Annotated in this window: 14 protein-coding genes; 5 read left to right on the forward strand and 9 right to left on the reverse strand. The window is 71.7% G+C overall.

What is annotated here, in order from left to right; all coding sequences use genetic code 11:
• Window positions 1-39 precede the first annotated feature (39 nt).
• From gatB to ACWGPE_RS04965, 6 genes are all read right to left on the reverse strand, one after another.
• Window positions 40-1,563 (reverse strand): Asp-tRNA(Asn)/Glu-tRNA(Gln) amidotransferase subunit GatB, encoded by a 1,524-nt coding sequence (gene gatB / locus ACWGPE_RS04940; protein WP_452048266.1) that lies wholly within the window; start codon window positions 1,561-1,563, stop codon window positions 40-42.
• A complete protein-coding gene (gene gatA, locus ACWGPE_RS04945; protein WP_231430795.1) occupies window positions 1,563-3,104 on the reverse strand; it encodes an Asp-tRNA(Asn)/Glu-tRNA(Gln) amidotransferase subunit GatA in 1,542 nt (513 codons plus the stop codon). Before gatA ends, gatB begins: the two co-directional genes overlap by 1 nt.
• Window positions 3,101-3,403, reverse strand: coding sequence for an Asp-tRNA(Asn)/Glu-tRNA(Gln) amidotransferase subunit GatC (gatC, locus tag ACWGPE_RS04950; RefSeq protein WP_231430794.1), 303 nt, complete (start codon window positions 3,401-3,403; stop codon window positions 3,101-3,103). Before gatC ends, gatA begins: the two co-directional genes overlap by 4 nt.
• 107 nt (window positions 3,404-3,510) lie before the next feature.
• Complete coding sequence (ligA, locus tag ACWGPE_RS04955; protein ID WP_452048267.1) at window positions 3,511-5,862, reverse strand: NAD-dependent DNA ligase LigA; 2,352 nt, start codon at window positions 5,860-5,862, stop codon at window positions 3,511-3,513.
• Window positions 5,863-6,364: 502 nt separating this feature from the next.
• Window positions 6,365-7,504 (reverse strand): tRNA 2-thiouridine(34) synthase MnmA, encoded by a 1,140-nt coding sequence (mnmA, locus tag ACWGPE_RS04960; protein WP_231430792.1) that lies wholly within the window; start codon window positions 7,502-7,504, stop codon window positions 6,365-6,367.
• An 85-nt stretch (window positions 7,505-7,589) separates the two neighbouring features.
• Entirely contained in the window at window positions 7,590-8,819 is a 1,230-nt protein-coding gene (locus tag ACWGPE_RS04965; RefSeq protein WP_452048268.1) for a cysteine desulfurase family protein, read from the reverse strand.
• 100 nt (window positions 8,820-8,919) lie between these two features.
• Here ACWGPE_RS04965 and glgX point away from each other — a divergent pair, with 100 nt between their 5' ends.
• Entirely contained in the window at window positions 8,920-11,007 is a 2,088-nt protein-coding gene (gene glgX / locus ACWGPE_RS04970) for a glycogen debranching protein GlgX (RefSeq protein ID WP_452048269.1), read from the forward strand.
• Window positions 11,004-11,504: a Cys-tRNA(Pro) deacylase gene (gene ybaK / locus ACWGPE_RS04975; RefSeq protein ID WP_452048270.1), complete on the forward strand. Its 501-nt coding sequence runs from the start codon at window positions 11,004-11,006 to the stop codon at window positions 11,502-11,504. The genes glgX and ybaK overlap by 4 nt, the downstream gene beginning before the upstream one ends.
• Before the next feature lie 48 nt (window positions 11,505-11,552).
• Here ybaK and glgP read toward each other — a convergent pair whose 3' ends face one another.
• Window positions 11,553-14,132 carry an alpha-glucan family phosphorylase gene (glgP, locus tag ACWGPE_RS04980; RefSeq protein WP_452048271.1) on the reverse strand — a complete coding sequence of 860 codons (2,580 nt, stop codon included), beginning with the start codon at window positions 14,130-14,132 and terminating at the stop codon, window positions 11,553-11,555.
• Window positions 14,133-14,253: 121 nt separating this feature from the next.
• On the opposite strand from glgP, the gene ACWGPE_RS04985 reads away from it, so the two are divergent.
• Together ACWGPE_RS04985 and glgB are read left to right on the forward strand one after the other, a co-directional pair.
• Window positions 14,254-16,275, forward strand: a complete 2,022-nt coding sequence (locus tag ACWGPE_RS04985; protein WP_452048272.1) for an alpha-1,4-glucan--maltose-1-phosphate maltosyltransferase — start codon at window positions 14,254-14,256, stop codon at window positions 16,273-16,275.
• Window positions 16,268-18,481, forward strand: coding sequence for a 1,4-alpha-glucan branching protein GlgB (gene glgB / locus ACWGPE_RS04990; protein ID WP_452048273.1), 2,214 nt, complete (start codon window positions 16,268-16,270; stop codon window positions 18,479-18,481). The genes ACWGPE_RS04985 and glgB overlap by 8 nt, the downstream gene beginning before the upstream one ends.
• A 39-nt stretch (window positions 18,482-18,520) precedes the next feature.
• On the opposite strand, the gene ACWGPE_RS04995 is transcribed toward glgB, so the two are convergent.
• Both ACWGPE_RS04995 and ACWGPE_RS05000 read right to left on the reverse strand, forming a co-directional pair.
• Entirely contained in the window at window positions 18,521-19,462 is a 942-nt protein-coding gene (locus tag ACWGPE_RS04995; protein WP_231430785.1) for a tetratricopeptide repeat protein, read from the reverse strand.
• Window positions 19,463-21,385, reverse strand: coding sequence for a hypothetical protein (locus ACWGPE_RS05000; protein ID WP_452048274.1), 1,923 nt, complete (start codon window positions 21,383-21,385; stop codon window positions 19,463-19,465).
• 144 nt (window positions 21,386-21,529) lie between these two features.
• Here ACWGPE_RS05000 and ACWGPE_RS05005 point away from each other — a divergent pair, with 144 nt between their 5' ends.
• Window positions 21,530-23,182 (forward strand): DivIVA domain-containing protein, encoded by a 1,653-nt coding sequence (locus ACWGPE_RS05005; protein WP_275506859.1) that lies wholly within the window; start codon window positions 21,530-21,532, stop codon window positions 23,180-23,182.

The raw sequence follows: 23,182 nt of genomic DNA on the forward strand, positions 1-23,182 counted from the left end.
CGTCTCCGCCTCGGACCCGGCTCTCAGCATCGGCCTCGGCTATGCTCCGCCCGAGCCGGCTCGCTCCAGCACGAGCTCGCGAACGCGAGCCGCGTCGGCCTTGCCCTGCATCGCCTTCATGACCGCGCCGATCACGGCGCCGGCGGCCTGAACCTTGCCGTCACGGATCTTCTCGAGCACATCGGGCTGCGACGCCAGCGCCTGGTCGATCGCCGCGATCAGTGCACCGTCGTCGGACACGACGGCGAGCCCTCTCGCGTCGACGATCTCCTGCGGCGAGCCCTCACCGGCGACGACGCCCTCGAGCACCTGCCGCGCAAGGCGGTCGGTGAGGGTGCCCGCGTCGACGAGCGCCGCGAGCTGGGCGACCTGCTCGGGCGTCGCGAGCCCCGAGGCATCCGTCTCGCTCGCGTTCGCGAGCCGGGTGAGCTCGCCCGTCCACCACTTGCGTGCAGCGGCGGGCGTCGCACCCTCCGCGATCGTCGCGGCGACCTCGTTCAGGAGACCGCCGTTCACCACGTCCTGGAACTCGAGGTCGGTGAAGCCCCATTCGCCCTTCAGGCGGCGGCGGCGGGCGGCCGGCGGCTCGGGCAGGGCTGCACGCAGCGACTCGATGAGCTCGGTCGTCGGCACCACGGGCACCAGGTCGGGCTCGGGGAAGTAGCGGTAGTCGTCGGCGTCGGACTTCGGACGGCCGGGGCTCGTGGTGCCCGTGTCCTCATGCCAGTGCCGCGTCTCCTGCGTGATCGTGCCGCCCTTCGCGAGGATCGCGGCCTGGCGCTGGATCTCGTAGCGCACCGCCCGCTCGATCGAGCGGAACGAGTTCACGTTCTTCGTCTCGGTGCGGATGCCGAGCTGCTCGGCACCGCGCGGGCGCAGCGACACGTTCGCGTCGCAACGGAGGTTGCCGCGCTCCATGCGCGCCTCGGAGATGCAGAGCGAGAGCGCCATGTCGCGAATCGTCGAGACGTACGCCCTCGCGAGCTCGGGCGCATCGGCCTCGGCGCCGAAGATCGGCTTCGTGACGATCTCCACGAGCGGCACGCCGGCACGGTTGTAGTCGACGAGCGAGTACTCCGCACCCTGGATGCGGCCCGTCGCACCGCCCACATGCGTGAGCTTGCCCGCGTCCTCCTCCATGTGCGCCCGCTCGATCGGCACCTGGAAGGTGCGCCCGTCGGCGAGCTCCACCTCGACCGATCCCTCGAACGCGATCGGCTCGTCGTACTGGGAGATCTGGTAGTTCTTCGCGAGGTCGGGGTAGAAGTAGTTCTTGCGCGCGAAGCGGCTCGACGCGGCGATCGAGCAGCCGAGCGCGAGGCCGAGCGAGATCGACTTCTCGACGGCGTCGCCGTTCACGACCGGGAGCGACCCCGGCAGGCCGAGGCACACGGGCGAGACGAGCGTGTTGGGCTCGGCACCGTGGTACTTCTCGTTGGCCGGGTTCGGCGCGGGCGAGAACATCTTCGTCTCGGTGTTGAGCTCGACGTGCACCTCGAGGCCGATCACCGGCTCGAAGAGCTCGAGGGCCTTCTCGTAGTCCATCAGTTCGACGCGCGCCATCAGAGTGCGCCCTCCTCGGTCGCGGTGAGCTCGTGGGTCGTGAGGTCGGGCGCCTTCGCGAGGATCGGCCCGCCCCACTCTGCGATCAGCAGCTGCTCGAGCGCACCGCCGACGTTGTAGAGGCGTGCGTCCTCACGCGCGGGCGCGAGGAACTGGATGCCGACGGGCAGCCCGTCTTCGGGCGCGAGGCCCGACGGGACCGAGATACCGGGCACGCCGGCGAGATTCGCCGGGATCGTCGCGACGTCGTTGAGGTACATCGCGAGCGGGTCGTCGAGCTTCTCGCCGAGCCTGAACGCCGTCGTGGGTGCGGTCGGCGTGGCCAGCACGTCGACCTTCGCGAAGGCGGCGTCGAAGTCGCGCTGCACGAGCGTGCGGACCTTCTGGGCGCTGCCGTAGTACGCGTCGTAGTACCCAGCGGAGAGGGCGTAGGTGCCGAGGATGATGCGGCGCTTCACCTCGGGGCCGAAGCCGGCCTCGCGGGTCGCGGCCATGACCTGCTCGACCGTGCCGCCGCCGTCGGGCGTCACGCGCAGGCCGAAGCGCACCGAGTCGAACTTCGCGAGGTTCGACGAGGCCTCAGCCGGCAGGATCAGGTAGTAGGCCGCGATCGAGTACTCGAAGTTGGGCGCGGAGACCTCGACGATCTCGGCGCCCTGCTGCTCGAGCAGTTCGAGCGACTCGTGGAAGCGCTGGCGGACTCCGGCCTGGAACCCGTCGGAATCGAGCTCCTTCACGACGCCGATACGCAGCCCCTTGACGTCGGCGTTGCGCGCGGCCTCGGCCATCGAGGGCCAGCGCATGTCGATCGAGGTGGAGTCGTGCCGGTCGTGCCCGGCGATGACGTCGTGCAGGAGCGCGGCGTCGAGCACGGTGCGCGTGACGGGGCCGATCTGGTCGAGGCTCGAGGCGAGCGCGATCGAGCCGTAGCGGCTGACGGCGCCGTAGGTCGGCTTCACGCCGACCGTGCCGGTCACGTGCGCGGGCTGGCGGATCGAGCCGCCCGTGTCGCTGCCGAGTGCGAGGGGCGCCTCGAACGCCGCGACCGACGCGGCCGAGCCGCCGCCGGAACCGCCGGGGATGCGCTCGAGGTCCCACGGGTTGTGCGTCGGGCCGTACGCCGAGTGCTCGGTCGACGAGCCCATCGCGAACTCGTCCATGTTGGTCTTGCCGAGCGGGATGAGCCCGGCCTCGCGCACCTTGCGCACGGGGGTCGCGTCGTACGGCGGGATCCAGCCCTCGAGGATCTTGGAACCCGAGGTCGAGGGCATGCCCTCGGTGACGAGCACGTCCTTGATCGCGATCGGCACGCCCGCGAGCTCGCCGAGCGATTCGCCGGCGGCACGCGCACGGTCGACCTCGGCGGCGGCCGCGAGGGCGCGGTCGGCGTCGACGTGGAGGAACGCGTGCACGGCGCCGTCGACGGCGGCGATGCGATCGAGGTGGGCACGCGTCGCCTCGACGGACGAGACGTCGCCCGCGGCGAGGCGGCCGGCCAGGTCGGCGGCGTTCAGCCGGATCAGGTCGTCGGCGTGGCTCACTGCTCCTCCCCCAGGATCGCGGAGACGACGAAGCGGTCGCCGTCGCGCTCGGGGGCGCCGGCGAGCGCCTGCTCGGGGCTGAGCACGTCGTCGGTCACGACGTCGGCGCGGAAGACGTTCTGCATCGGGATCGGGTGGCTGGTCGGCGGCACCTCGGGAGTCGCGACGCGATTCACCTGCTCGACGGCCTGCATGATCTGGCCGAGCTCGGTGGTGAGGTGCGCGATCTCCTCTTCGGTGAGCGCGATGCGAGCGAGGGTCGCGAGATGCGCGACCTGCTCGGCACTGATTTCAGGCATGCTGCTCCGAACGTGTCGTGACGGGGATACCGGCAAGTCTATTCGAGCGGCCCCCGCGTCGCCTGCGGCGCCGTCGATCGGTCGAGGATGCCTCGCCACCCTGCCGATCACCCGTCGAGCGCCGCCGGCCCCTCGCTCACGAGCACGGCGAACTGCGCGGCGTCGAGTACGCGGATGCCGAGTTCTTCGGCCTTCGCGAGCTTCGAGCCCGCACCCGGTCCGGCCGCCACGAAGTCGGTCTTCTTCGAGACGCTCGACGCGGCCTTGCCGCCGGCGGCGATGATCGCCTCCTGGGCGCCCTCGCGCGTGAACCCGTCGAGCGAACCCGTGGCGACGACGGTGAGGCCGGCGAGCACGCCGCCGGCCTCGGCGGCGGCGCCGGGGCCCGGGTGCCCCGGCGTCGACCACTGCACGCCCGCGGCCGTCCAGCGGTCGACGATCTCGACGTGCCAGTCGACGCCGAACCAGTCGATGAGCGAGTCGGCGATGATGCCGCCGACCCCCTCGACCTCGGCGAGCTGTTCGCGGCTCGCCGCACGGATGGCCTCGAGCGAGCCGAACCAGTCGGCGAGGGCGCGGGCGGCGACCGGGCCGACGTGACGGATGTTGAGCGACACGATGAGGCGCCACAGCGGTTTGGTCTTCGCCTTCTCGAGTTCGGCGAGGAGCTTCGTGGCCGCCTCCGACGGCCCGAGCTCGCGGAAGTCCTTCTTCACGCCCGCGGCCCGGCGCTCGGCGGCGGTGAGCTGCTCGGTGCCCGGCGGGTAGGTGATGCGCACCTTCTGGAACGGGGCGCGCTTCACCGGCTCGCCCGTCGCCTCGTCGACCTTGGGCTCGCCGGTCTCGGCATCGCGCACGACGACCTCGATCGGCACCAGTTCTTCGATGGTGAGCTCGAAGAGACCCGCCTCGGTCGGCAGCGGCGGGTCGGCCGGGAACGACGGCTGCGTGAGCGCCGCGGCGGTCACCTCGCCGAGCGCCTCGATGTCGAGGCCGCCACGGGAACCGATGTGCTCGATGCGGCCGCGCACCTGCGCCGGACACGACCGCGCGTTGGGGCAGCGCAGGTCGATGTCGCCCTCTTTCATGGCGCGCAGCGGCGTACCGCACTCAGGACACAGCTCGGGCATGTGCCATTCGACCTGCGTGCCGTCGCGGAGCTGCTCGACCGCACCCAGGATCTCGGGGATGACGTCGCCCGCCTTGCGCAGCACGACCGTGTCACCGATCATGACGCCCTTCGCCCGCACCACCTGCTGGTTGTGGAGCGTCGCCTGCCGCACCGTCGAACCGGCGACCTTCACCGGCTCCATCACCGCGTAGGGCGTGGCGCGACCGGTACGGCCGACGCCCACGACGATGTCGAGGAGCTTGGTGTGCACCTCTTCGGGCGGGTACTTGTACGCGATCGCCCAGCGGGGCGCACGACTCGTGGCGCCGAGCTCGTCGTGCAGGTCGAGCTCGTCGACCTTGACGACGATGCCGTCGATCTCGTGCTCCACCGAGTGCCGGTGCTCGCCGCGTTCGGCGATGTAATCGGCGACCTCGTCGACCGTGTCGAACACGCGGGAGTGCGGTGAGACCGGCAGGCCCCAGCCGGCGAGCAGGCCGTAGATCTCGGACTGGTTGCGGACGTCGGGGTGCGCCCAGGCGCCGATGCCGTGCAGGTAGAGCTCGAGCCGGCCCAGTCGTTCGCGCATGAGCTCGAGTTCGAGACCCGTCTTCTTCTCGCGGCGCTGGCGCAGGCTGCCCGCGGCCGTGTTGCGGGCGTTCGCGAACTCGGGGTACTTGGTCGGGATCTGGTCGGCCGGCCGGCCCTTCGCGAGCTGATCGGCCTCGTAGGCGGACTGCAGCTCGTGCTGGCGCTCGTTGAGGGCCTCGAAGTCGGTCGTGCGCAGGAAGACCTCCCCGCGCACCTCGAAGAAGCCGGGATACCCATCGCCGGTGAGCCGCCGCGGGATCGCCGGGATGAAGTCGACGTTCTCGGTGATGTCTTCGCCGACCCGGCCGTCGCCGCGGGTCGTCGCGGTCTCGAGCACGCCGTCGCGGTAGGCGAGGCTGATCGCGAGCCCGTCGATCTTCAACTCCGACAGCCAGCGCACCGTCCGCCCGGCCGCAGCGGCCGTCTTCGCCGCCCAGTCGCGGAACTCGTCGATCGAGAAGACGTTGTCGAGGCTCAGCATGCGCTCGGCGTGCTCGTGCTCGGGGAACCCGGCGGAGACGACCGCGGCGCCGACCTGCTGCGTCGGGCTGTCTTGGCCGGAGAGCTCGGGGAACGCGCGCTCGAGCGCCTCGAGTCGGTGGAAGTCGGCGTCGTACTCGGCGTCGGACAGCGGCGAATCGCCGTCGCCGTAGTAGGCGAGCCGGGCGCTCTCGATGCGCGCGGTGAGCGCGTCGGCCTCGGCGCGGGCCGTCTCGAAGTCGGTCGGAAGGTCGTTCTCGGCGGGAGTCTCGCTCACAGGCCAATCCTAGGGAGGCCGTCCGACAGTGGGGGTCAGATCGACGAGCCCGCGGGGCGCCGACTCCTGCTCTCGGCACCCGAGGAGATGGCGGGTGCCGGATGGATCGACCGGGATGCCGCTGCGCGTCGAGCCCGAACGAATCGACGCGACGGTGGTACCGGACGCCGATGACACCGCCGAGGATCGCACCGCCCGGGCTCACGACGACCGCCACGAGGCCGGCGACGGCGACGGCGATCGACAGTGCGTCGTCGGGCACCGGGAGCCGCGGGAAGGCGTCGAAGGAGCCGAGCACGGAGGCGCTCTTGCCGGCCACCACGCTCACCACCGCACCCACGATCGCGGCGAGGAGGGCCCCCGCCCGGACCGCGAGTCCCTGCACGACGCCGCTGAAGCGGGCCATGCGACCGGCGACCCCGAGGGCGAGGGCGAGGCGCACCCGCCGTCGATCTCGACGGCAGCAACGCGGAGCGCCCGGCGGTGCGGCCCGGCGGCGAGCCTATGCCTCGACCGGCACCGCGCTCACGGTTCGGTCGATCGTGAACTGGCCGAGCACTCGCGTGCCGACGTAGAGCACCGCGGTCTGGCCCGGGGCGACGCCGCCGAGCGGCTCGGCGGGGCGGACGACGAGTTCGGCGGAGCCGGGAGCATCCTGATCGATGCGGGCGACGGCCGGCACCGGGTCGGCGTGCGCGCGGATCTGCACCTCGCAGTCGAACGCCTCGCCGGGCGAGGCGATGATTCCCGACGCGACGGGATCGAGCCCGGCCCACGAATATCGCGCTCCCGCGATCTCGGCGACGGCGAGCGCCTCTTTCGGGCCGACGACGACGGTGTTCTCCTTCGGTCGCACCTCGAGCACGAAGCGCGGCTTGCCGTCGGGCGCGGGCGTGCCGAGGCGCAGGCCCCTGCGCTGCCCGACCGTGTACGCATGCGCCCCATCGTGCGATCCGACGACCGAGCCCGATCGGTCGACGATGTCGCCTTCGGCGACGCCGACCTTGTCGGCGAGCCAGCCCTTCGTGTCGCCGTCGGGGATGAAGCAGATGTCGTACGAGTCGGGCTTCTGCGCGACGCTGAGCCCGCGCCGGGCCGCCTCGGCACGTACGAGCTGCTTCGACGCCGTGTCGCCGAGCGGGAAGTACGCGTGCGCGAGCTGCTCGGCTGTGAGCACGCCGAGCACGTACGACTGATCCTTCGCCTCGGCGTTCGCCCGGTGCAGCTCGAGCGCACCCGAGTCGCCCGTGACGACCTTCGCGTAGTGTCCGGTGGCGACGGCGTCGAACCCGAGGGCGAGCGCCTTCTCGAGGAGGGCCGCGAACTTGATGCGCTCGTTGCAGCGCATGCACGGATTCGGCGTGCGGCCGGCCGAGTACTCGGCGATGAAGTCGTCGACGACGTCGGCCTTGAACCGCTCGGAGAAGTCCCACACGTAGTACGGGATGCCGAGCACGTTCGCCGCGCGCTGCGCGTCCATCGAGTCTTCGATGGTGCAGCACCCGCGGCTGCCGGTGCGCAGGGTGCCCGGCATGCGGCTCAGCGCGAGATGCACGCCGACGACCTCGTGGCCGGCTTCGACGGCGCGCGCGGCCGCGACGGCGCTGTCGACGCCGCCTGACATCGCTGCAAGGACCTTCACCCCTCCAGTGTAGGCAGGGCAGTCTGAAGAGGCGGTGGGCGGCTCGTCGATGCGCGGCGCGCCCGACGCGATCACCGATCGACGGTCAGCGGTCGAACGAGGTCGCCCGGCCGGCGAGCCCGGCCTTCGCCGCCTGGGCGTGCGCAGCGGGCAGTGCGGCGAGGAAGGCATCGACGTCGGCCTCGGTCGACGCGTGCCCGAGCGTGATCCGCAGCGCACCGCGCGCGTCGGACTCGGACCGACCCATCGCCATGAGCACGTGGGACGGCTCGGGCACACCCGCCTGGCAGGCGGAGCCGGTCGAGACGGCCACCCCGGCCGCATCGAGCAGGAAGAGCAGGGAGTCGCCTTCGCAACCGGGGAAGGAGAAGTGCACGTTTCCCGGCAGCCGGGCGGATGCCCCGGGCCCGGCATCGCCCGACAGTCGCGCAGTCGGCACCGCCTCGACCACGCCGGCGATGAGACGGTCGCGGAGCCCGACCATGCGGGTCGCATCGTCGTCGAGGCGCGCCGCGACGATCTCGGCCGCCGCCGCGAAGGCCGCCGCCGCCGCCACATCCTGGGTGCCGGACCGCACCTTGCGCTGCTGCCCGCCACCGTGGATGAGCGGCTCGACCGCTGCGGAGCGGTCGAGCACGAGTGCGCCGATGCCCGCCGGCCCGCCGATCTTGTGCGCCGAGACGCTGAGTGCGACGAGCCCGGCGCCACGCGGTGCCTCCGTCGCGCGGCGCAGCGCGCGCACGTCGATCGGCACCTGGCCGTAGGCGGCGATGGCATCCACGTGCAGGGGCACCCCGGCGCGGGCGGCGAGTCGGGCGACCTCCTCGACCGGCTGGATCGTGCCGACCTCGTTGTTGGCCCAGAGCATGGTGACTAGCGCGACCGTTTCGGCATCGGCGAGTTCCGCCGCGAGCACGTCGAGCCGCACCCGCCCGACCTCGTCGAGCGGGATCTCGACGATCTCGGCGCCCTCGTGCTCGGCGAGCCAGTCGACCGTGTCGATCGTGGCGTGGTGCTCTCCGGCCGGAACCAGGATGCGAGAGCGGTCGGCACCGCCCGCGCCGCGCCGCTGCCACCACAGTCCCTTGATCGCGAGATTGACCGCCTCGGTGCCGTTGCCGGTGAACACGATCTCGATGCCGTCGACGCCGAGCGTCGCGGCGATCCGCTCGCGCGACTCCTCCAGCAGGCGCTTCGCCTGCTGGCCCGTGCTGTGGATCGACGAGGGGTTGCCGACCACGGCGAGCGCGGCGGTCATCGCCTCGATCGCCTCGGGCAGCATCGGCGTGGTCGCCGCGTGGTCGAGGTAGACCATTCGCCCGCCCTTCGTGGTCGTCCGATCCGAGATGGATGCCTCGGCGCGCCGCCTGCATGCGCTTCCAGCGGTCGCTCCCGCAAGAACTACTGTAGATCGCATGCCCGCGCCCGATCCCCTCGATGAGCTCGGCGTCCGCGCCGACGCCGACGGCGGGCGCATCCGGGTGTGGTCGGAGCACGCGACGAGCGTCGACCTCGTCGTGTTCGATCCCGACGACCTCGACTGGGCGGCCGAACGCATGCCGCTCGCCCGCGATGCCGACGGCGTCTGGACGGGGGCCTCCCCGTCGCTGGTGCCCGGCGCGCACTACGGGCTGCGGGTCGACGGTCCCGCCGGGTTCGATCATGCGTTCAACCCCGTGCACACGCTGCTCGATCCGTACGCGCGCGGCCTCGCCCGTGCCGACGACGGCTCGTGGCGCGGCGTCGTGCTCGGCGGACTCGCCGACGCGGGCTTCGATTGGGGCGGCGTCGGCAAGCCCGCGGTGCCGCTCGACCGCACGGTCGTCTACGAGACGCACGTGCGCGGGTTCTCGAAGCTCAACCACGCGATCCCCGAGCCGCTCCGCGGCACCTATGCCGGGCTCGCCCACGACGCCTCGCTCGAATACCTGACGGGCCTCGGGGTGACGACGGTCGAGTTGCTGCCGGTGCAGGCGTTCGTCCCCGAGCAGCGGCTCGTGCGCCAGGGCAAGCCGAACTACTGGGGCTACAACACCCTCGCGTTCTTCGCCGCCCACGCGCCGTACGCGAGCGCCGCAGCGCAGGCCGCAGGCGCGCACGCCGTGCGCCGCGAGTTCGCCGGCATGGTCCGTCGCCTGCACGAAGCGGGCCTCGAGGTCGTGCTCGACGTCGTATACAACCACACGGCCGAGGAGGGGCGCGAAGGGCCGACCTACAGCTTCCGCGGCATCGACAACGCGAACTACTACCGACACGACGCGCACGGCCGGTACGTCGACACGACCGGCTGCGGCAACACGGTCGACTTCGGGCACGACGCCGCGGTGCGGCTCGTGCTCGACTCGATGCGCTACTTCAGCGGCGAACTGCAGGTCGACGGGTTCCGCCTCGACCTCGCGGCGACGCTCGGTCGCGATGCCAACGGCGAGTTCACCCCCGACCACCCGTTGCTGCGCGGCATGCTCGACGACCCGGTGATCGGCGCCTCGAAGCTCATCGCCGAGCCGTGGGACGTCGGTCCGGGCGGATGGCGCACGGGCGGATTCCCGACGGGCTTCAGCGAGTGGAACGACCGCTACCGCGACCGCATGCGCGACTTCTGGCTCGGCGACCTGCGCCGCGAGCGCGAATCGGGTTCGGCGGGCAGCGGCATCGGCCGCTTCGCAACCCGGCTCGCGGGGTCGTCGAACACGTTCTCGCCCGAGCGCGGCCCGCTCGCGAGCCTCAACTTCGTCACCGCGCACGACGGGTTCACGCTCGCCGACCTGACCGCGTTCGACGTCAAGCACAACCTCGGCAACGGCGAGCAGAACCGCGACGGCACCGATCACAACAACTCGTACAACCACGGGGTCGAGGGTGAGGCGGCCGACCCCGTCGTCCGGGCGGCACGGCGGCGAAGCATCCGCAACCTGCTCGGCACCCTGCTGCTGTCGGCCGGGGTTCCGATGCTGACCGCGGGCGACGAGTTCGGACGAAGCCAGCGCGGCAACAACAACGCGTACTGCCACGACTCGCCGCTCACCTGGCTCGCGTGGGATCCGGCCGAGCGCCCCCGGTATGCACCGGCGCTCCTCGCCACAGCGAGGCACCTGCTGCGCCTGCGCGCCGAGAACCCGGCCCTCCGGCCGATCCGCTTCGGCCGCGACGGCGAGACGACGCCGAGCGCCTCGGAGATGTACTGGTTCAACGCCGACGGCGAGACCATGGGCATCGACGACTGGAACTCGCCGGTCGAGCGCACCCTGCAGTTCGTCGCGGCGTCGACGCCCGAGACCGAGGCGTTCAACCGGATCCTGCTCGTCGTGCACGCCCGCGAGACGGAGGCCGACGTGGTGCTGCCGGCCGTCGACGGCGTCACCGGCTACCTGCCGCTGTGGGACTCCGCCGAGGAGACGCCCGAGACCGATCCCTCGGGCGGGGGCGAACTCGCCCCCGGTGCGCGCCTGCGCATCACCGGCCCGTCGATGCGACTGTTCCGCGCCGAGGGCGGTGGGCGGTGACCAAGAAGGCGGATGCCTCGTCGGCGGGTACGCCCGCGACGCTCGCCCTCGCTCGGGCCGGCGTCGCGTTCACCCCGCTCGCCTATGAGCACGACCCGCGCGCCGCCGCGTACGGTCTCGAGGCCGCTGAGAAGCTCGGAATCGACCCGGGCCGCGTGTTCAAGACCCTGCTGGCCGACGTCGACGGCGCGCTCGCGGTCGGCATCGTGCCCGTCGCCATGCAGCTCGACCTCAAGGCGCTCGCTGCCGCGCTCGGCGGCAAGCGCGCCGAGATGGCCGACCCCAGGGTCGCCGAGCGGAAGACCGGGTACGTCGTCGGGGGCATCAGCCCCATCGGCCAGAAGACTCCGCTGCCGACGGTGCTCGACGAGTCGGCGATCATCTGCGAGACGATCTGCGTCTCGGGCGGCCGGCGCGGTCTCGACCTCGAGCTCTCCCCCGACGACCTCCTCGTCGTCACCGGCGGCCGCTACGCGCCGATCGCCCGCGCCCGCTGACGCGACCCGGCGTCGAGTCCGCCGCCGGTCGCGGTCATCGCCCGGTCGTCAGGATGCGATCGCGACGAGTCCGAGCTCCGCCGGGTTCGTCATGAGCGGATGCGACGGCACGACCCGGACCGAGTAGCCGAACGCTCCGGCACGATCGAGCGTGACGGTGCACTCGTACCCGCCTCCGGCCGCGGGGACGAGCGCGGTGCGGCGCGGGTCGCCGATCGAGTCGTCCGCGAGGCTTCGGCCCGAGACGAGTTCGACGGCGACGTCGTCCGTGCCCAGGCCCCCGAGCTCGACCTCGGCGCGCACGTGCAGCTCGTCGCCGACCGCGGGCTGGTCGAGCCCGCCCGATTCGACGTGCAGCACCTTCACCCCGGGCCACGCGGCACGCACCCTCGCGGCCCAGGCCGCGAACTCGCGCGCACCCCTGGCATCGTCGGCGCGCATGCGCTCGAAGGACTCGCCGGCATGCCGATAGAGCCGTTCGACGTACTCGCGCACCATGCGATCGGCACCGAGCTCGGGCACGAGGCGGGTCATCGTCGTGCGAAGCATCTGCAGCCACTCGGCCGGCACCCGATCAGCGTCGCGTTCGAAGTAGCCGGCCCGCCCGTCCGCTTCGACGGGCCGGTCGTAGAACGCCGGCACGATGCGGTGCTCGAGGAGGTCGTAGAGCGCCCCCGCCTCGCGGGCATCGCGCTCGGCCGCGTCGCCGGCCGCGTCCGACGAGGGGATGACCCAGCCGAAGTCGTCACCCGCGTACTCCGCCCACCATCCATCGAGGATCGAGAGATTGAGCGCGGCGTTCATCGCCGCCTTCATGCCCGAGGTGCCGCAGGCCTCAAGGGGACGCAACGGGTTGTTGAGCCAGACATCGCAGCCCGGGTACAGCCGCTCGGCCATCGCCATGTCGTAGTCCGGCAGGAAAACGAATCGCTCGCGCACGTCGGGCTGCGCCGCGAACTGGACGAGGCGCTGGATGAGGCGCTTGCCCTCGTCGTCGGCGGGGTGCGACTTGCCGGCGACCACGAACTGCACGGGGCGGTCGGGATCGGTGAGGATCGCCCTCAGGCGTTCCGGATCCTGCAGCATCAGCGTCAGGCGCTTGTACGTCGGAACGCGACGGGCGAAGCCGATCGTGAGCACCTCGGGGTCGAGCGCGTTCGAGATCCACTCGGGAGCGGGCGCACCCGCGTGCTGCTCGCCGAAGCTCGCCTCGAGCCGCCGCCGGGCATCCGCGACGAGTCGGGCGCGCATCTCCCGCTTGACCGCCCAGAGATCGGCGTCGGCGACCGCAGGGCTCAGCCAGTCGGCGTGCTCGCTGTCGTCGGTGCCGAGTTCGCGCTCGGCGAGCGCGGTGAGCGACGGATCGGTCCATGTCGGCGCGTGGACCCCGTTCGTGATCGAGGTGATCGGCACCTCGTCGGCGTCGAAACCCGGCCAGAGGTCGCCGAACATGCGACGGCTGACCTGCCCGTGCAGCTGGGAGACACCGTTGGCGTGGCCGGCGAGCCGGAGCCCCATGACGGCCATGTTGAATGCGCTCGCCGCAGGGTCGGCGCCGGGCTCGACGCCGAGCGAGAGCGCTGCGTCGGGATCGACCCCGGGCAGCAGTTCCGCCGTGACGTAGCGCTCGACGAGCGCGCGGTCGAAGCGATCGATGCCGGCCGGCACGGGGGTGTGGGTCGTGAAGACCGTGCCCGAGCGAACGAGCTGGAGCGCCTCGTCGAAGGCGAGTCCCTCGCCGATGTAGGCCGAGATCCGCTCGAGGCCGAGGAAGCCGGCGTGCCCCTCGTTCATGTGGAAGACCTCGGGCGCCGGGGCGCCGACGAGCTCCGCCCAGGCGCGCAACGCCCGCACCCCGCCGATGCCGAGCAGCAGTTCCTGCAGCAGCCGGTGCTCACTGCCGCCGCCGTAGAGCCGGTCGGTGATCGCGCGATGCTCGTCGCTGTTCGCCGGGACGTCGGTGTCGAGCAGCAGCAGCTCGACGCGGCCGACGGCCGCTCGCCAGACACGGGCGCTCAGTGTGCCGCCGTCCGGCAGCGCGAGCGAGACCTGGACCGCGCTGCCGTCGGAGCGGCGCAGCACCGTGAGCGGCAGGCCGTCCGGATCCTGCACGGGATAGCGCTCCTGCTGCCATCCGTCGGAGGAGATCGACTGCGCGAAGTATCCGGCCTTGTAGAAGAGGCCGACCGCCACGATCGGCACGCCGAGGTCGGACGCCGCCTTGAGGTGGTCGCCGGCGAGGATGCCGAGTCCGCCCGAGTACTGCGGCAGCGCCGCAGTGATGCCGTACTCGGGCGAGAAGTACGCAACGAGTCCGGGGCGCTCGCCCTCGAGGCCCTGGTACCAGCGCGGCTCTTCCAGATACCGGCGCAGTCCCTCGCGTTCGCGCTCGGCCCATGCGACGTAGTCGTCGTCGGCGGCGAGCGCGTCGAGCCGTGCCGGATCCACCTCGCCGAGGAAGGTGACCGGATCACGTTCGGACCGCGACCACGCGTCGGGGTCGATGTGCTCGAAGAGGCGGCGCGTCGGTTCGTGCCATGCCCAGCGCAGGTTGGCCGCGAGCTCCTCGAGCGCGCCGAGGCGGACGGGGACGACGGCTCGGACGGTGAACTTCCGGATCGACTTCACGGCTCCACCCTAGGTCGCGCTCGTGTCGGGCGTGTGAACCGTGCGCAACGCGGGCGTGGTCCTCCTCGACCCGCGCGGAACGATTGGGGCCGCGCGCGGGCCGACGCGCTACGGTCGGAACGTGACCACCGTTACCGCGCTCGCCGGCCGCATCCCCGTGACGCGGCTCACCCCGGCCGTGCCCGACCCCCGCTGGCATCCGAAGGCGTTCGAGGGCGAGGTCGTGCCGTTCCGCGCGACGGTGTTCCGCGAAGGGCACGACCGGGTCGGGGCGATGCTCGTCATCAACGGTCCCTCGGGCGTGGAGCAGCGGCACCGGATGGCCCCGCTCGCCCCCGGCACCGATCGGTGGGAGGCGCTCGTCCAGCTCGACGAGACCGGCGAGTGGCGATGGCACGTCACCGGGTTCGACGACGAGATCGCCACCTGGCGTCACGACGCGGGCGTCAAGATCGACGCGGGCGTCGACGTCGAGCTCATGTACGAGGTCGGCGCGAGGCTCGTCGAACGGGCTGCCGCGGAGACCGACCGCCCTCGGGCGGTGCGCAAGCGCCTCACGGCGCTGGCCGGCGCGCTGCGAGACGGCGAGGCATCCCCCGCCGACCGCCGCGCCCTCGTGGACGCACCCGTGCTCGCGGAGTTCGACGCCCGGCCGCTCGCCCGGCTGTCGACCGATTCGCCCGAGCAGCGCCTGCTCGTCGAACGTCGCCGCGCCGGAGTGGGGTCGTGGTACGAGTTCTTCCCACGCTCCGAGGGCGCGAAGCGCCAGAAGGACGGCACCTGGAAGAGCGGCACCTTCCGCACCGCGCAGAAGCGGCTCGACGGGGTCGCCGCGATGGGGTTCGACGTCGTGTACCTGCCTCCGATCCACCCGATCGGCGTGACCAACCGAAAGGGCCCCAACAACACGCTCGACCCGGGCCCCGGCGACCCGGGCTCGCCATGGGCGATCGGCGGGCCGCAGAAGGACGGCAGCGCCGGCGGGCACGACGCCGTGCACCCCGACCTCGGCACCCTCGCCGACTTCCGCGCCTTCGTGCGCCGCGCGAATCAGCTCGGCATCGAGGTCGCCCTCGACCTCGCTCTCCAGGCCTCGCCCGACCACCCCTGGGTCGCCGAGCACCCCGAGTGGTTCACGGTGCTGCCCGACGGCACGATCCGGTTCGCCGAGAACCCGCCGAAGAAGTACCAGGACATCTACCCCGTCAACTTCGACGACGACCCCCAGGGCATCTTCGACGAGGTGCTGCGCATCGTGCGGCACTGGATGAAGCAGGGTGTCCGCATCTTCCGCGTCGACAATCCCCACACCAAGCCGCTCGCCTTCTGGGAGCGGCTCATCGGGGCCGTGAACGCCGACGACCCGGGCGTCGTCTTCCTCGCCGAGGCGTTCACGCGACCGGCGATGATGCAGGCGCTCGCGATGGCGGGATTCCAGCAGTCGTACTCGTACTTCACGTGGCGCAACACGAAGGCCGAGCTCGAGGAGTTCCTCACCCAGGTGTCGCAGGAGACCGCCGACTTCATGCGGCCGAACCTGTTCGTGAACACGCCCGACATCCTCACCGAGTACCTGCAGTTCGGCGGGCCCGCCGCGTTCACCGTGCGGGCGACCATCGCCGCGACGGCGGCCCCGCTGTGGGGCGTCTACTCGGGTTTCGAGCTCTTCGAGTCGGTCGCGCGCCCCGGCGCCGAGGAGGCGATCGACAACGAGAAGTACGAGTACAAGCCGCGCGACTTCGCCGCGGCCGAAGCCGAGGGCCGCTCGCTCGCGCTCTACCTCGGCATCCTCAACCGCATCCGCGCGGAGCACCCCGCGCTCGGGCAGCTCCGCAACATCCGCTTCCACGCGAGCGACGACGACTCGGTGCTCGTCTACTCGAAGCACCTCGACGGCCGGTTCACGCCCGACGGCGAGGACGACACGCTGATCGTCGTCGCCAACGTCGACCCGCACTCGGTGCGCGAGACCACCGTGCACCTCGACCTCGAGGCGATCGGGCTCGAGGCCGGCGCCCGGTTCGAGGTCGACGACCTCGTCACCGGGTCGCGCTGGGAGTGGGGTCCGTCGAACTACGTCCGGCTGGATGCCTTCACCCGACCCGCACACATCCTGCACGTGAGAAGAGGCTCGGATGCCTGACACGCCCCCCTCCCCGGTGACCGCGCCCGTCGTGCCCGACGAGGTGCTCGCGGCGGTGGCCGAGGGCCGGCACAGCGATCCCCACTCGGTCCTCGGCCAGCACGGGTTCGACGCACCGCAGGAGCCGGGGCCGCTCACGGCGATCCGCACGCTCCGACCGCTGGCCGCGGGCGTCGACGCCGTGCTCGCCGACGGCACCACCCTGGCGCTCGAGCACGTCGGGCACGGCGTCTGGGCGGGCGCGGGCCGCTTCGGTCCGACCGACTACCTCGTCGAGGCCCGCTACGACGACGGCTCGGAATGGACCGCCGACGATCCGTACCGATTCGCACCGACGATCGGCGAGCTCGACCTGCACCTCATCGCCGAAGGCCGACACGAGCAGCTCTGGCAGGTCCTCGGCGCGCGCTTCCGCGAGCACTGGGGCGTCGACGGGCGCGTGAGCGGCACCGCGTTCACCGTCTGGGCCCCGCGCGCCCGCGCGGTGCGGGTCGTCGGCGCCTTCAACCGCTGGAACGGCTCGGGCCACGCCATGCGGAGCATGGGGGCGTCGGGCGTCTGGGAGCTGTTCGTACCCGACCTCGAGCCCGGGGCGCTGTACAAGTTCGAGCTGCTCACCTCCGGCGGCGAGTGGATCATGAAGGCCGACCCCATGGCCAGGCGCGCCGAGACCGCCCCGGCGACCGCCTCGATCGTCGACGACAGCCGGTACGAGTGGGGCGACGGCGACTGGCTCGACCGGCGTGCCACGACCAATGCGCACGAACGCGCGATGTCGATCTACGAGCTGCACCTCGGATCGTGGCGCCCGGGCAAGGGGTACCGCGAGGTCGCCGACGAGCTCATCGAGTATCTCGACTGGCTCGGCTACACGCATGTCGAGTTCCTGCCGCTCGCCGAGCACCCGTTCGGCGGGTCGTGGGGCTACCAGGTGACCGGCTACTACGCCGCCACCAGCCGGTTCGGCTCTCCCGACGACCTCCGCTACCTCATCGATCGGCTGCATCGCGCCGGCATCGGCGTGATCATGGACTGGGTGCCGGGGCACTTCCCGAAGGACGAGTGGGCACTCGCGCGGTTCGACGGCGAACCCCTCTACGAGCACGCCGACCCGCGGCGCGGCGAGCAGCACGACTGGGGCACCCTCGTCTTCGACTTCGGCAACCCCCGAGTGCGCAACTTCCTCGTCGCGAACGCCCTGTTCTGGCTCGAGGAGTTCCACGTCGACGGACTGCGGGTCGACGCCGTGGCATCCATGCTCTACCTCGACTACTCGCGCGCCGAGGGCGAGTGGCTGCCGAACGTGCACGGCGGCCGCGAGCACCTCGAGGCGATCGCCTTCCTGCAGGAGGCGACGGCGACCGCGTACAAGCGCAATCCCGGCATCGTGATGATCGCCGAGGAGTCGACGTCGTGGCCGGGTGTCACCGCACCGACCTCATCCGGTGGGCTCGGGTTCGGCTACAAGTGGAACATGGGGTGGATGCACGACTCGCTCCAGTACATCCAGAACGACCCGCTGTACCGCTCGCACCACCACCACGAACTCACGTTCTCGTTCCTCTATGCGTTCAGCGAGCACTTCATCCTGCCGATCAGCCACGACGAGGTCGTGCACGGCAAGGGCTCCCTCGTGCGCAAGATGCCGGGCGACCACTGGCAGCAACTCGCGAACACGCGCGCCTACCTCGCATTCATGTGGGCGCATCCCGGCAAGCAGCTGCTGTTCATGGGCCAGGAGTTCGGCCAGCTCAGCGAGTGGAGCGAAGAGCGCGGCCTCGACTGGTGGATCCTCGACCAGCCATCGCACCGGCAGCTCGCCGAGTTCGTGGGCGCGCTGAACCGCCGGTATCGCACGACCGCGGCGCTCTGGCAGCTCGACGACGACGCGGCGGGATTCGAGTGGGTGGAGGGCGGGGCGGCCGCCGAGAACGTCCTCGCGTTCCTGCGTTACGACGGCGACCGGCGACCGCTCCTGTGCATCGTCAACTTCGCGGGCAGGCCGCACGACCGGTTCCGGCTGGGCCTCCCGTTCACCGGCCGGTGGCGCGAGGTGCTCAATTCGGATGCCTCCGAGTTCGGCGGCTCGGGCGTCGGCAACCTCGGCGGGGTCGAGGCCGAGGCGGTGCCCTGGGCGGGGCGACCGGCCTCGGCGGCCTTCACGCTGCCGCCGCTCGCCGCCGTCTGGTTCGAACTCGACGAGTAGGGCTCGGGGCCGGGTCGTCGCTCGCCGATTCGACGGGTGTCAGTAGAGCAGGCTCGCGAGCCGGGCGCGGGCCGCTGCGACTCGCGGGTCGTCCGTTCCGACGACCTCGAACAGCTCGACGATCCGCTCCCGCACCGCCTTGCGACCGTCGGCATCGAGCTCGGGGAAGAGCGTCAGCAGGCGGTCGAAGGCGTCGTCGATGTGGCCGCCCGAAATGTCGAGGTCGGCGACGTCGAGTTGCGCTCCGAGGTCGTCGGGAGAGGCGGCGGCCGCGGCGCGGATGGAATCGAGCGTCTTGCCGGCGAGCCGGCCGAGCAGGCTCACCTGGGCGAGGCCGGCGACCGCGAGCGCGTCGCGGGGGTCCTGCGCGATGGCCGTGCGGTACGCGGCGGCGGCCGCGTCGTAGTCCCGGCGTTCGATCGCGTCGTACGCCTCCTGGTGGAGCGGCGGCAGGGGCTGCTCGGTGGGCGGCGCCTCGCCTTCCGCCTCGTCACCGGTCTCGATTCGCCCGCCCGCGCCGTGCTGCGCGCCGAGCTCGAGGAGCTGGTCGAACAGCTGCGAGACGACGTCGTCGGGCTGCTCGCCCGCGAACAGGGGCACGGGCTGACCGGCGACGAGGGCGACGACCGTCGGGACCGACTGCACCTGGAGCGCCTGCACGAGCTGCGGGCTGCGATCGGCATCGGCCGCCGCGAGCACGAGCCGGCCCTCGCGAGCACGCACGAGCCGCTCGAGCGACGCGAGCACCTGCTGGGACGGTTCGCTCCACGACGCCCATACCGCGACGACGACGGGCAGCGTGCGCGAGAGCTCGAGGACCTGGCCGAACGAGGCGTCGTCGGTCTCGACGACGATGCGATCAGCTGACGCCGGCGCATGGGCGCCGGCCGGCTGGGCGGCCGCCTGCTGGCGCTGCACGAGCGCCGTGAGATCGACGGCACCGCGCAGCGATGCGCCTGAGGGCGGAATCGGGTTCGTCATCTACTTGACCTCCGATGCTGCGGTGAGACTCTCGGACCAGCCGAGGAGCTGGATCTGGGCGCCTTCCCCGGCGCCGACGCCCGGCACGTAGAAGAGCAACTGGATGTCGCTCGCGCGCTGCACGCCCTTCGCGCTCTGCCCAGTGAACCCGGAGAGCGCTGCGGCACTGCCGCCTTCCTGGAAGCCGGTCGTGCCACCGTCGTTCGGCACGCTCTTCTCGCCGCGGATGACGTTGACCGACACGATCGCTCCGGCGTCGATCGTGCCGAACCCGATCGCAGGGGCGGTACCGGCTGCGGTCGAGACCGTGAGGGTCGCGGTTGGGTTCGCCTTCTCCGCCTCCGCCTTGCGCGTCGCGGCGTTGAGCGCTTCATCGAGGTCGGACGCCTCGAGATCGAACATCGGCGCGAAGGTGCTCGCAGCCCCGTTCTGCAGGATGTCGGCGTACGCGGCGGCGACCTCGCCGGTCGGCATGACGAGGCCCTTGAACTCCGGCGAGATCGGCGGTGCGCCGATCGACGCCGGTGCCACCTCGGGAATCTCCGTGTCGGGAACCAGCGCGGTCTGCGAGACCACGTGGTAGTTCTCGCGGGGAGTCTCCTGCACGAGCACGAGCGCGGTCGGGGCGATCGTCTCGTCGTCCGCGTTCTTCGCGATCGTGAGCACCGTCCGCGGCCATCCGGTCGACTGCTGCGGCAGGGTCAGGGTCAGGGGCGCCGCCGGGATGGCGGGCGGGAGCGGATGGTCGGCGAGCGTCGCGCGGATCTTGTAGTTCGCCGCGCGCGCGGCACGCGCGGGCCCGGCGAATCGCTCGGACAGGCGGGCGGTGTCGCCGGCCTGGTCGACCTCGCTCGTGAACACCGCGATCCTCCGCATGATGCGCTCCATCTGGGGCACGGTGACGGCGGGCTCGACCACGGGCTCTTCGGGGTCGGCGGCCTCCGTCGCCGCGACGCTCGCGTCGGGGGTCGCCGGCGCCGTGGTCGCGGGAGCCTCTTCGCTCTCGAAGCTCGGCCAGTAGTCCGCCGAGCACGCGCTGAGCGCGAGCGCAGGCACGAGGAGGGCGGGCACGATCACGACCCGCTTCGCGCGACCGATCGCGCGCCGACCAGCCGTGACCTGATTGCGCCTCGAGGGCTTCGGCGCGCTCGGCAGCCTGCCACGGGGGCCCTTCGGGAGATTTCTGCGCGGGCCGCGCGACCGACGGTGGCGCACGAAGCCGGAGATGAGCAGGCCGAGTCCGACGAGGAACACGAGCGCGCCCCCGGCGATGAGCGGGCCGGCCCACGGGGTCTTCGTGTCACTCGGCCAGTCGAGCGCGACTCGGGCCGGCGCGGGATTCACCCCGTCGGAGGCGATGAGCACGGAGATGCCCTCGGGTACGTCGATCGTCGTCGTCACGAAACGGTCGCCCGTGAACTCGTCGAGCCAGAGGTCGGAACCGACCGGCGTCGCAGCCGCGAGCACCTCGGGATCGACCGGGGCCGGCGTCGCGGTCGCACCCGGCGTCGCCGGCGCGGTCGCCGTCGGGGCAGGGGTCGTGGTGGCCGGCTCGGGGGTCTCGGTGGGCGTCTCGGCCTGAGGGTCGTCGGCGGGGTCGGTCGTGACGACTTCGCTCACGAGCGACTTCGCCTCGGGGTCGTAGTGCACCGACTGGTACGGCGTCGACCCGAGCCAGGCGACCATGTCGGCGCTGCGCCCGTACGAGATGAAGATGGCGCCGTCGCCGGAGACGGTGATCTCCTGCTTGCCGGGATTCGCTTCGAGCGCGTCGGGTTCGAGCACGGTGAATGCCGTCGCGCCGTCGGACTCGATCGCCATCGACGCCCGGTCGGGCTCCATGAGCACCGTGCGCTGGGCGATACCGAGCCCGATCATCACGGCCGCGGCGACGAACGCCACGATAGCGAAGACGAAGCGCACGAACTGACCTCCCAAGCCGCTGCTGCGGCATCCGACAAAGACATTCCACACTACCGGCAGAGTCTGGGAGTCGCCTGCCCACCGCCTGAACGACACGCGCAAACGCGGCATCGCGAAGCCCCGTACAATCAGAACGATTCCCGCATGAGCCCCCACAAACGCGGGACACGACCCGGAGGAAGCATGGCCGTCGAAGAGACCGAGTTCACACAGGTGTTCCGCGGATACGACAAGGACGAGGTGGACAAGGCCATCAACGGCCTTCGTCGCGACATCATCGCCGCGAACACCCAGTCCGCGGACACGGTGAAGGAGAACAAGCGCCTGCTGGCCCGTATCGACGAGCTCACCGCCGAGCTCGAAGAGGTCGGCAGCCCGACCTTCTCGGGGCTCGGCACGAAGCTCGAGAACACGCTGCGGGTCGCCGAGGAGCAATCGACCCGCCTCATCGCCCAGGCCGACATCGACGCCGAGAAGCTCCGTCGCGCAGCCGAGGACGAGGCGCACCTCATGCGCTCCGACGCACAGGAGTTCGCCGAGCGCACGCTCGGCGAGGCCCGCGCGCAGGCGAGCCGCGTCGTCGAGAACGCCCGGGCCGAGGTCGACGACATGGTCGCCCGCGCCCACGAGACGAGCGAGCAGCTCCGCCAGGACGCCGCCCGCGACGCAGCGGCGATCCGGGGCGCGGTCGCGACCGAGACGGCCGAGCTGCGCTCGAGCGCGAAGCGCGAGTCCGCCGCGGTCATCTCCGCGGCGGAGCGCAAGGCCTCCGAGATCCTCCTCGCTGCGAACACCGAGGCGAGCGAGGCCCGGGCCACCGCCGCCGGGCTCACGCAGGAGACGGAGCAGACCCGCGCCGAGGTCGCCGTCGAACTCGACCGGGCGCGGGCCGAGCTCGCGAAGGAGACGGAACAGGCGCGCATCGACCTCGCCCGCGAGACCGAGCAGTCACGGCTCGACCTCGAGCGGGAGTCCGCCGAGGCCCGCGCCGCCATCGACGCGGAGATCGAAGAGCGTCGCGCCGCTCTCGCGCACGAGCTCGAGCAGGCCCGCACCGACCTCGAGCGCGAGCTCGCGACCGGTCGCGCGGCGCTCGCCGAGGAGCGCGAGCAGTCGGCGGTCGACCTCGAGCGAGAAGCCGAGTCGGCACGCCTGAAGCTGCAGCACGAGCTCGAGCGCATCCGCGCGAAGCACGCCGCCGACCTCGACCAGATGCGCGCCGACCTCGCCCTCGAGCAGGAGCAGGCCCGCGCCGACTTCGAGGCCGAGGCCGAGCAGGCGCGCATCGATCTCGACAACCAGCTCACCGCCATGCGGAAGAAGACCACGCACGAGGTCAACCGCATGCGACGTGAGATCGAGAAGAGCCGCCTGGACCTCGAGTCCGAGCTCACCGCCAAGCGCGACGAGGCCGAGCAGGAGCTGCTCGCCGCCCACCAGGAGGCGGTCGCCCAGACGCAGAAGTTCCTCGACGACGCGAACGCCGAGCTCGCCGAGACGAGCGCGCGCACGGCCGAGAGCCGCGCCGAGTCCGAGCGTCTCGAGACGGAGGCGCGCTCGGCGATCTCCGGCATCCGCGAGAAGGCCGAGCAGGAGGCGTCCGAGCGCATCTCCGCTGCGCACGACCAGGCGCGCAAGCTCATCGCCGACGCAGAGGAGCGCACTCGTGCGCTCGTCGCCGACGCCGAGGACCGGCTCTCGCAGATTAGGATCGAGCGCGACGCGGTCGCCGGCTACTTCGAGAGCCTGCGCGGCGTGCTGACGCAGGCCGAGCAGGTCGCAGCCGACACGAAGTAG

Source organism: Agromyces sp. NPDC055658 (assembly GCF_053618155.1).

Coding starts and splice junctions, on each gene's coding strand:
- glgX (WP_452048269.1), top strand. CDS start 8,920: ATGCCCGCGCCCGATCCCCTCGATGAGCTCGGCGTCCGCGCCGACGCC.
- ACWGPE_RS04995 (WP_231430785.1), bottom strand. CDS start 19,462: ATGACGAACCCGATTCCGCCCTCAGGCGCATCGCTGCGCGGTGCCGTC.
- gatC (WP_231430794.1), bottom strand. CDS start 3,403: ATGCCTGAAATCAGTGCCGAGCAGGTCGCGCATCTCGCGACCCTCGCT.
- gatB (WP_452048266.1), bottom strand. CDS start 1,563: ATGGCGCGCGTCGAACTGATGGACTACGAGAAGGCCCTCGAGCTCTTC.
- glgB (WP_452048273.1), top strand. CDS start 16,268: ATGCCTGACACGCCCCCCTCCCCGGTGACCGCGCCCGTCGTGCCCGAC.
- ACWGPE_RS05005 (WP_275506859.1), top strand. CDS start 21,530: ATGAGCCCCCACAAACGCGGGACACGACCCGGAGGAAGCATGGCCGTC.
- ACWGPE_RS04965 (WP_452048268.1), bottom strand. CDS start 8,819: ATGGTCTACCTCGACCACGCGGCGACCACGCCGATGCTGCCCGAGGCG.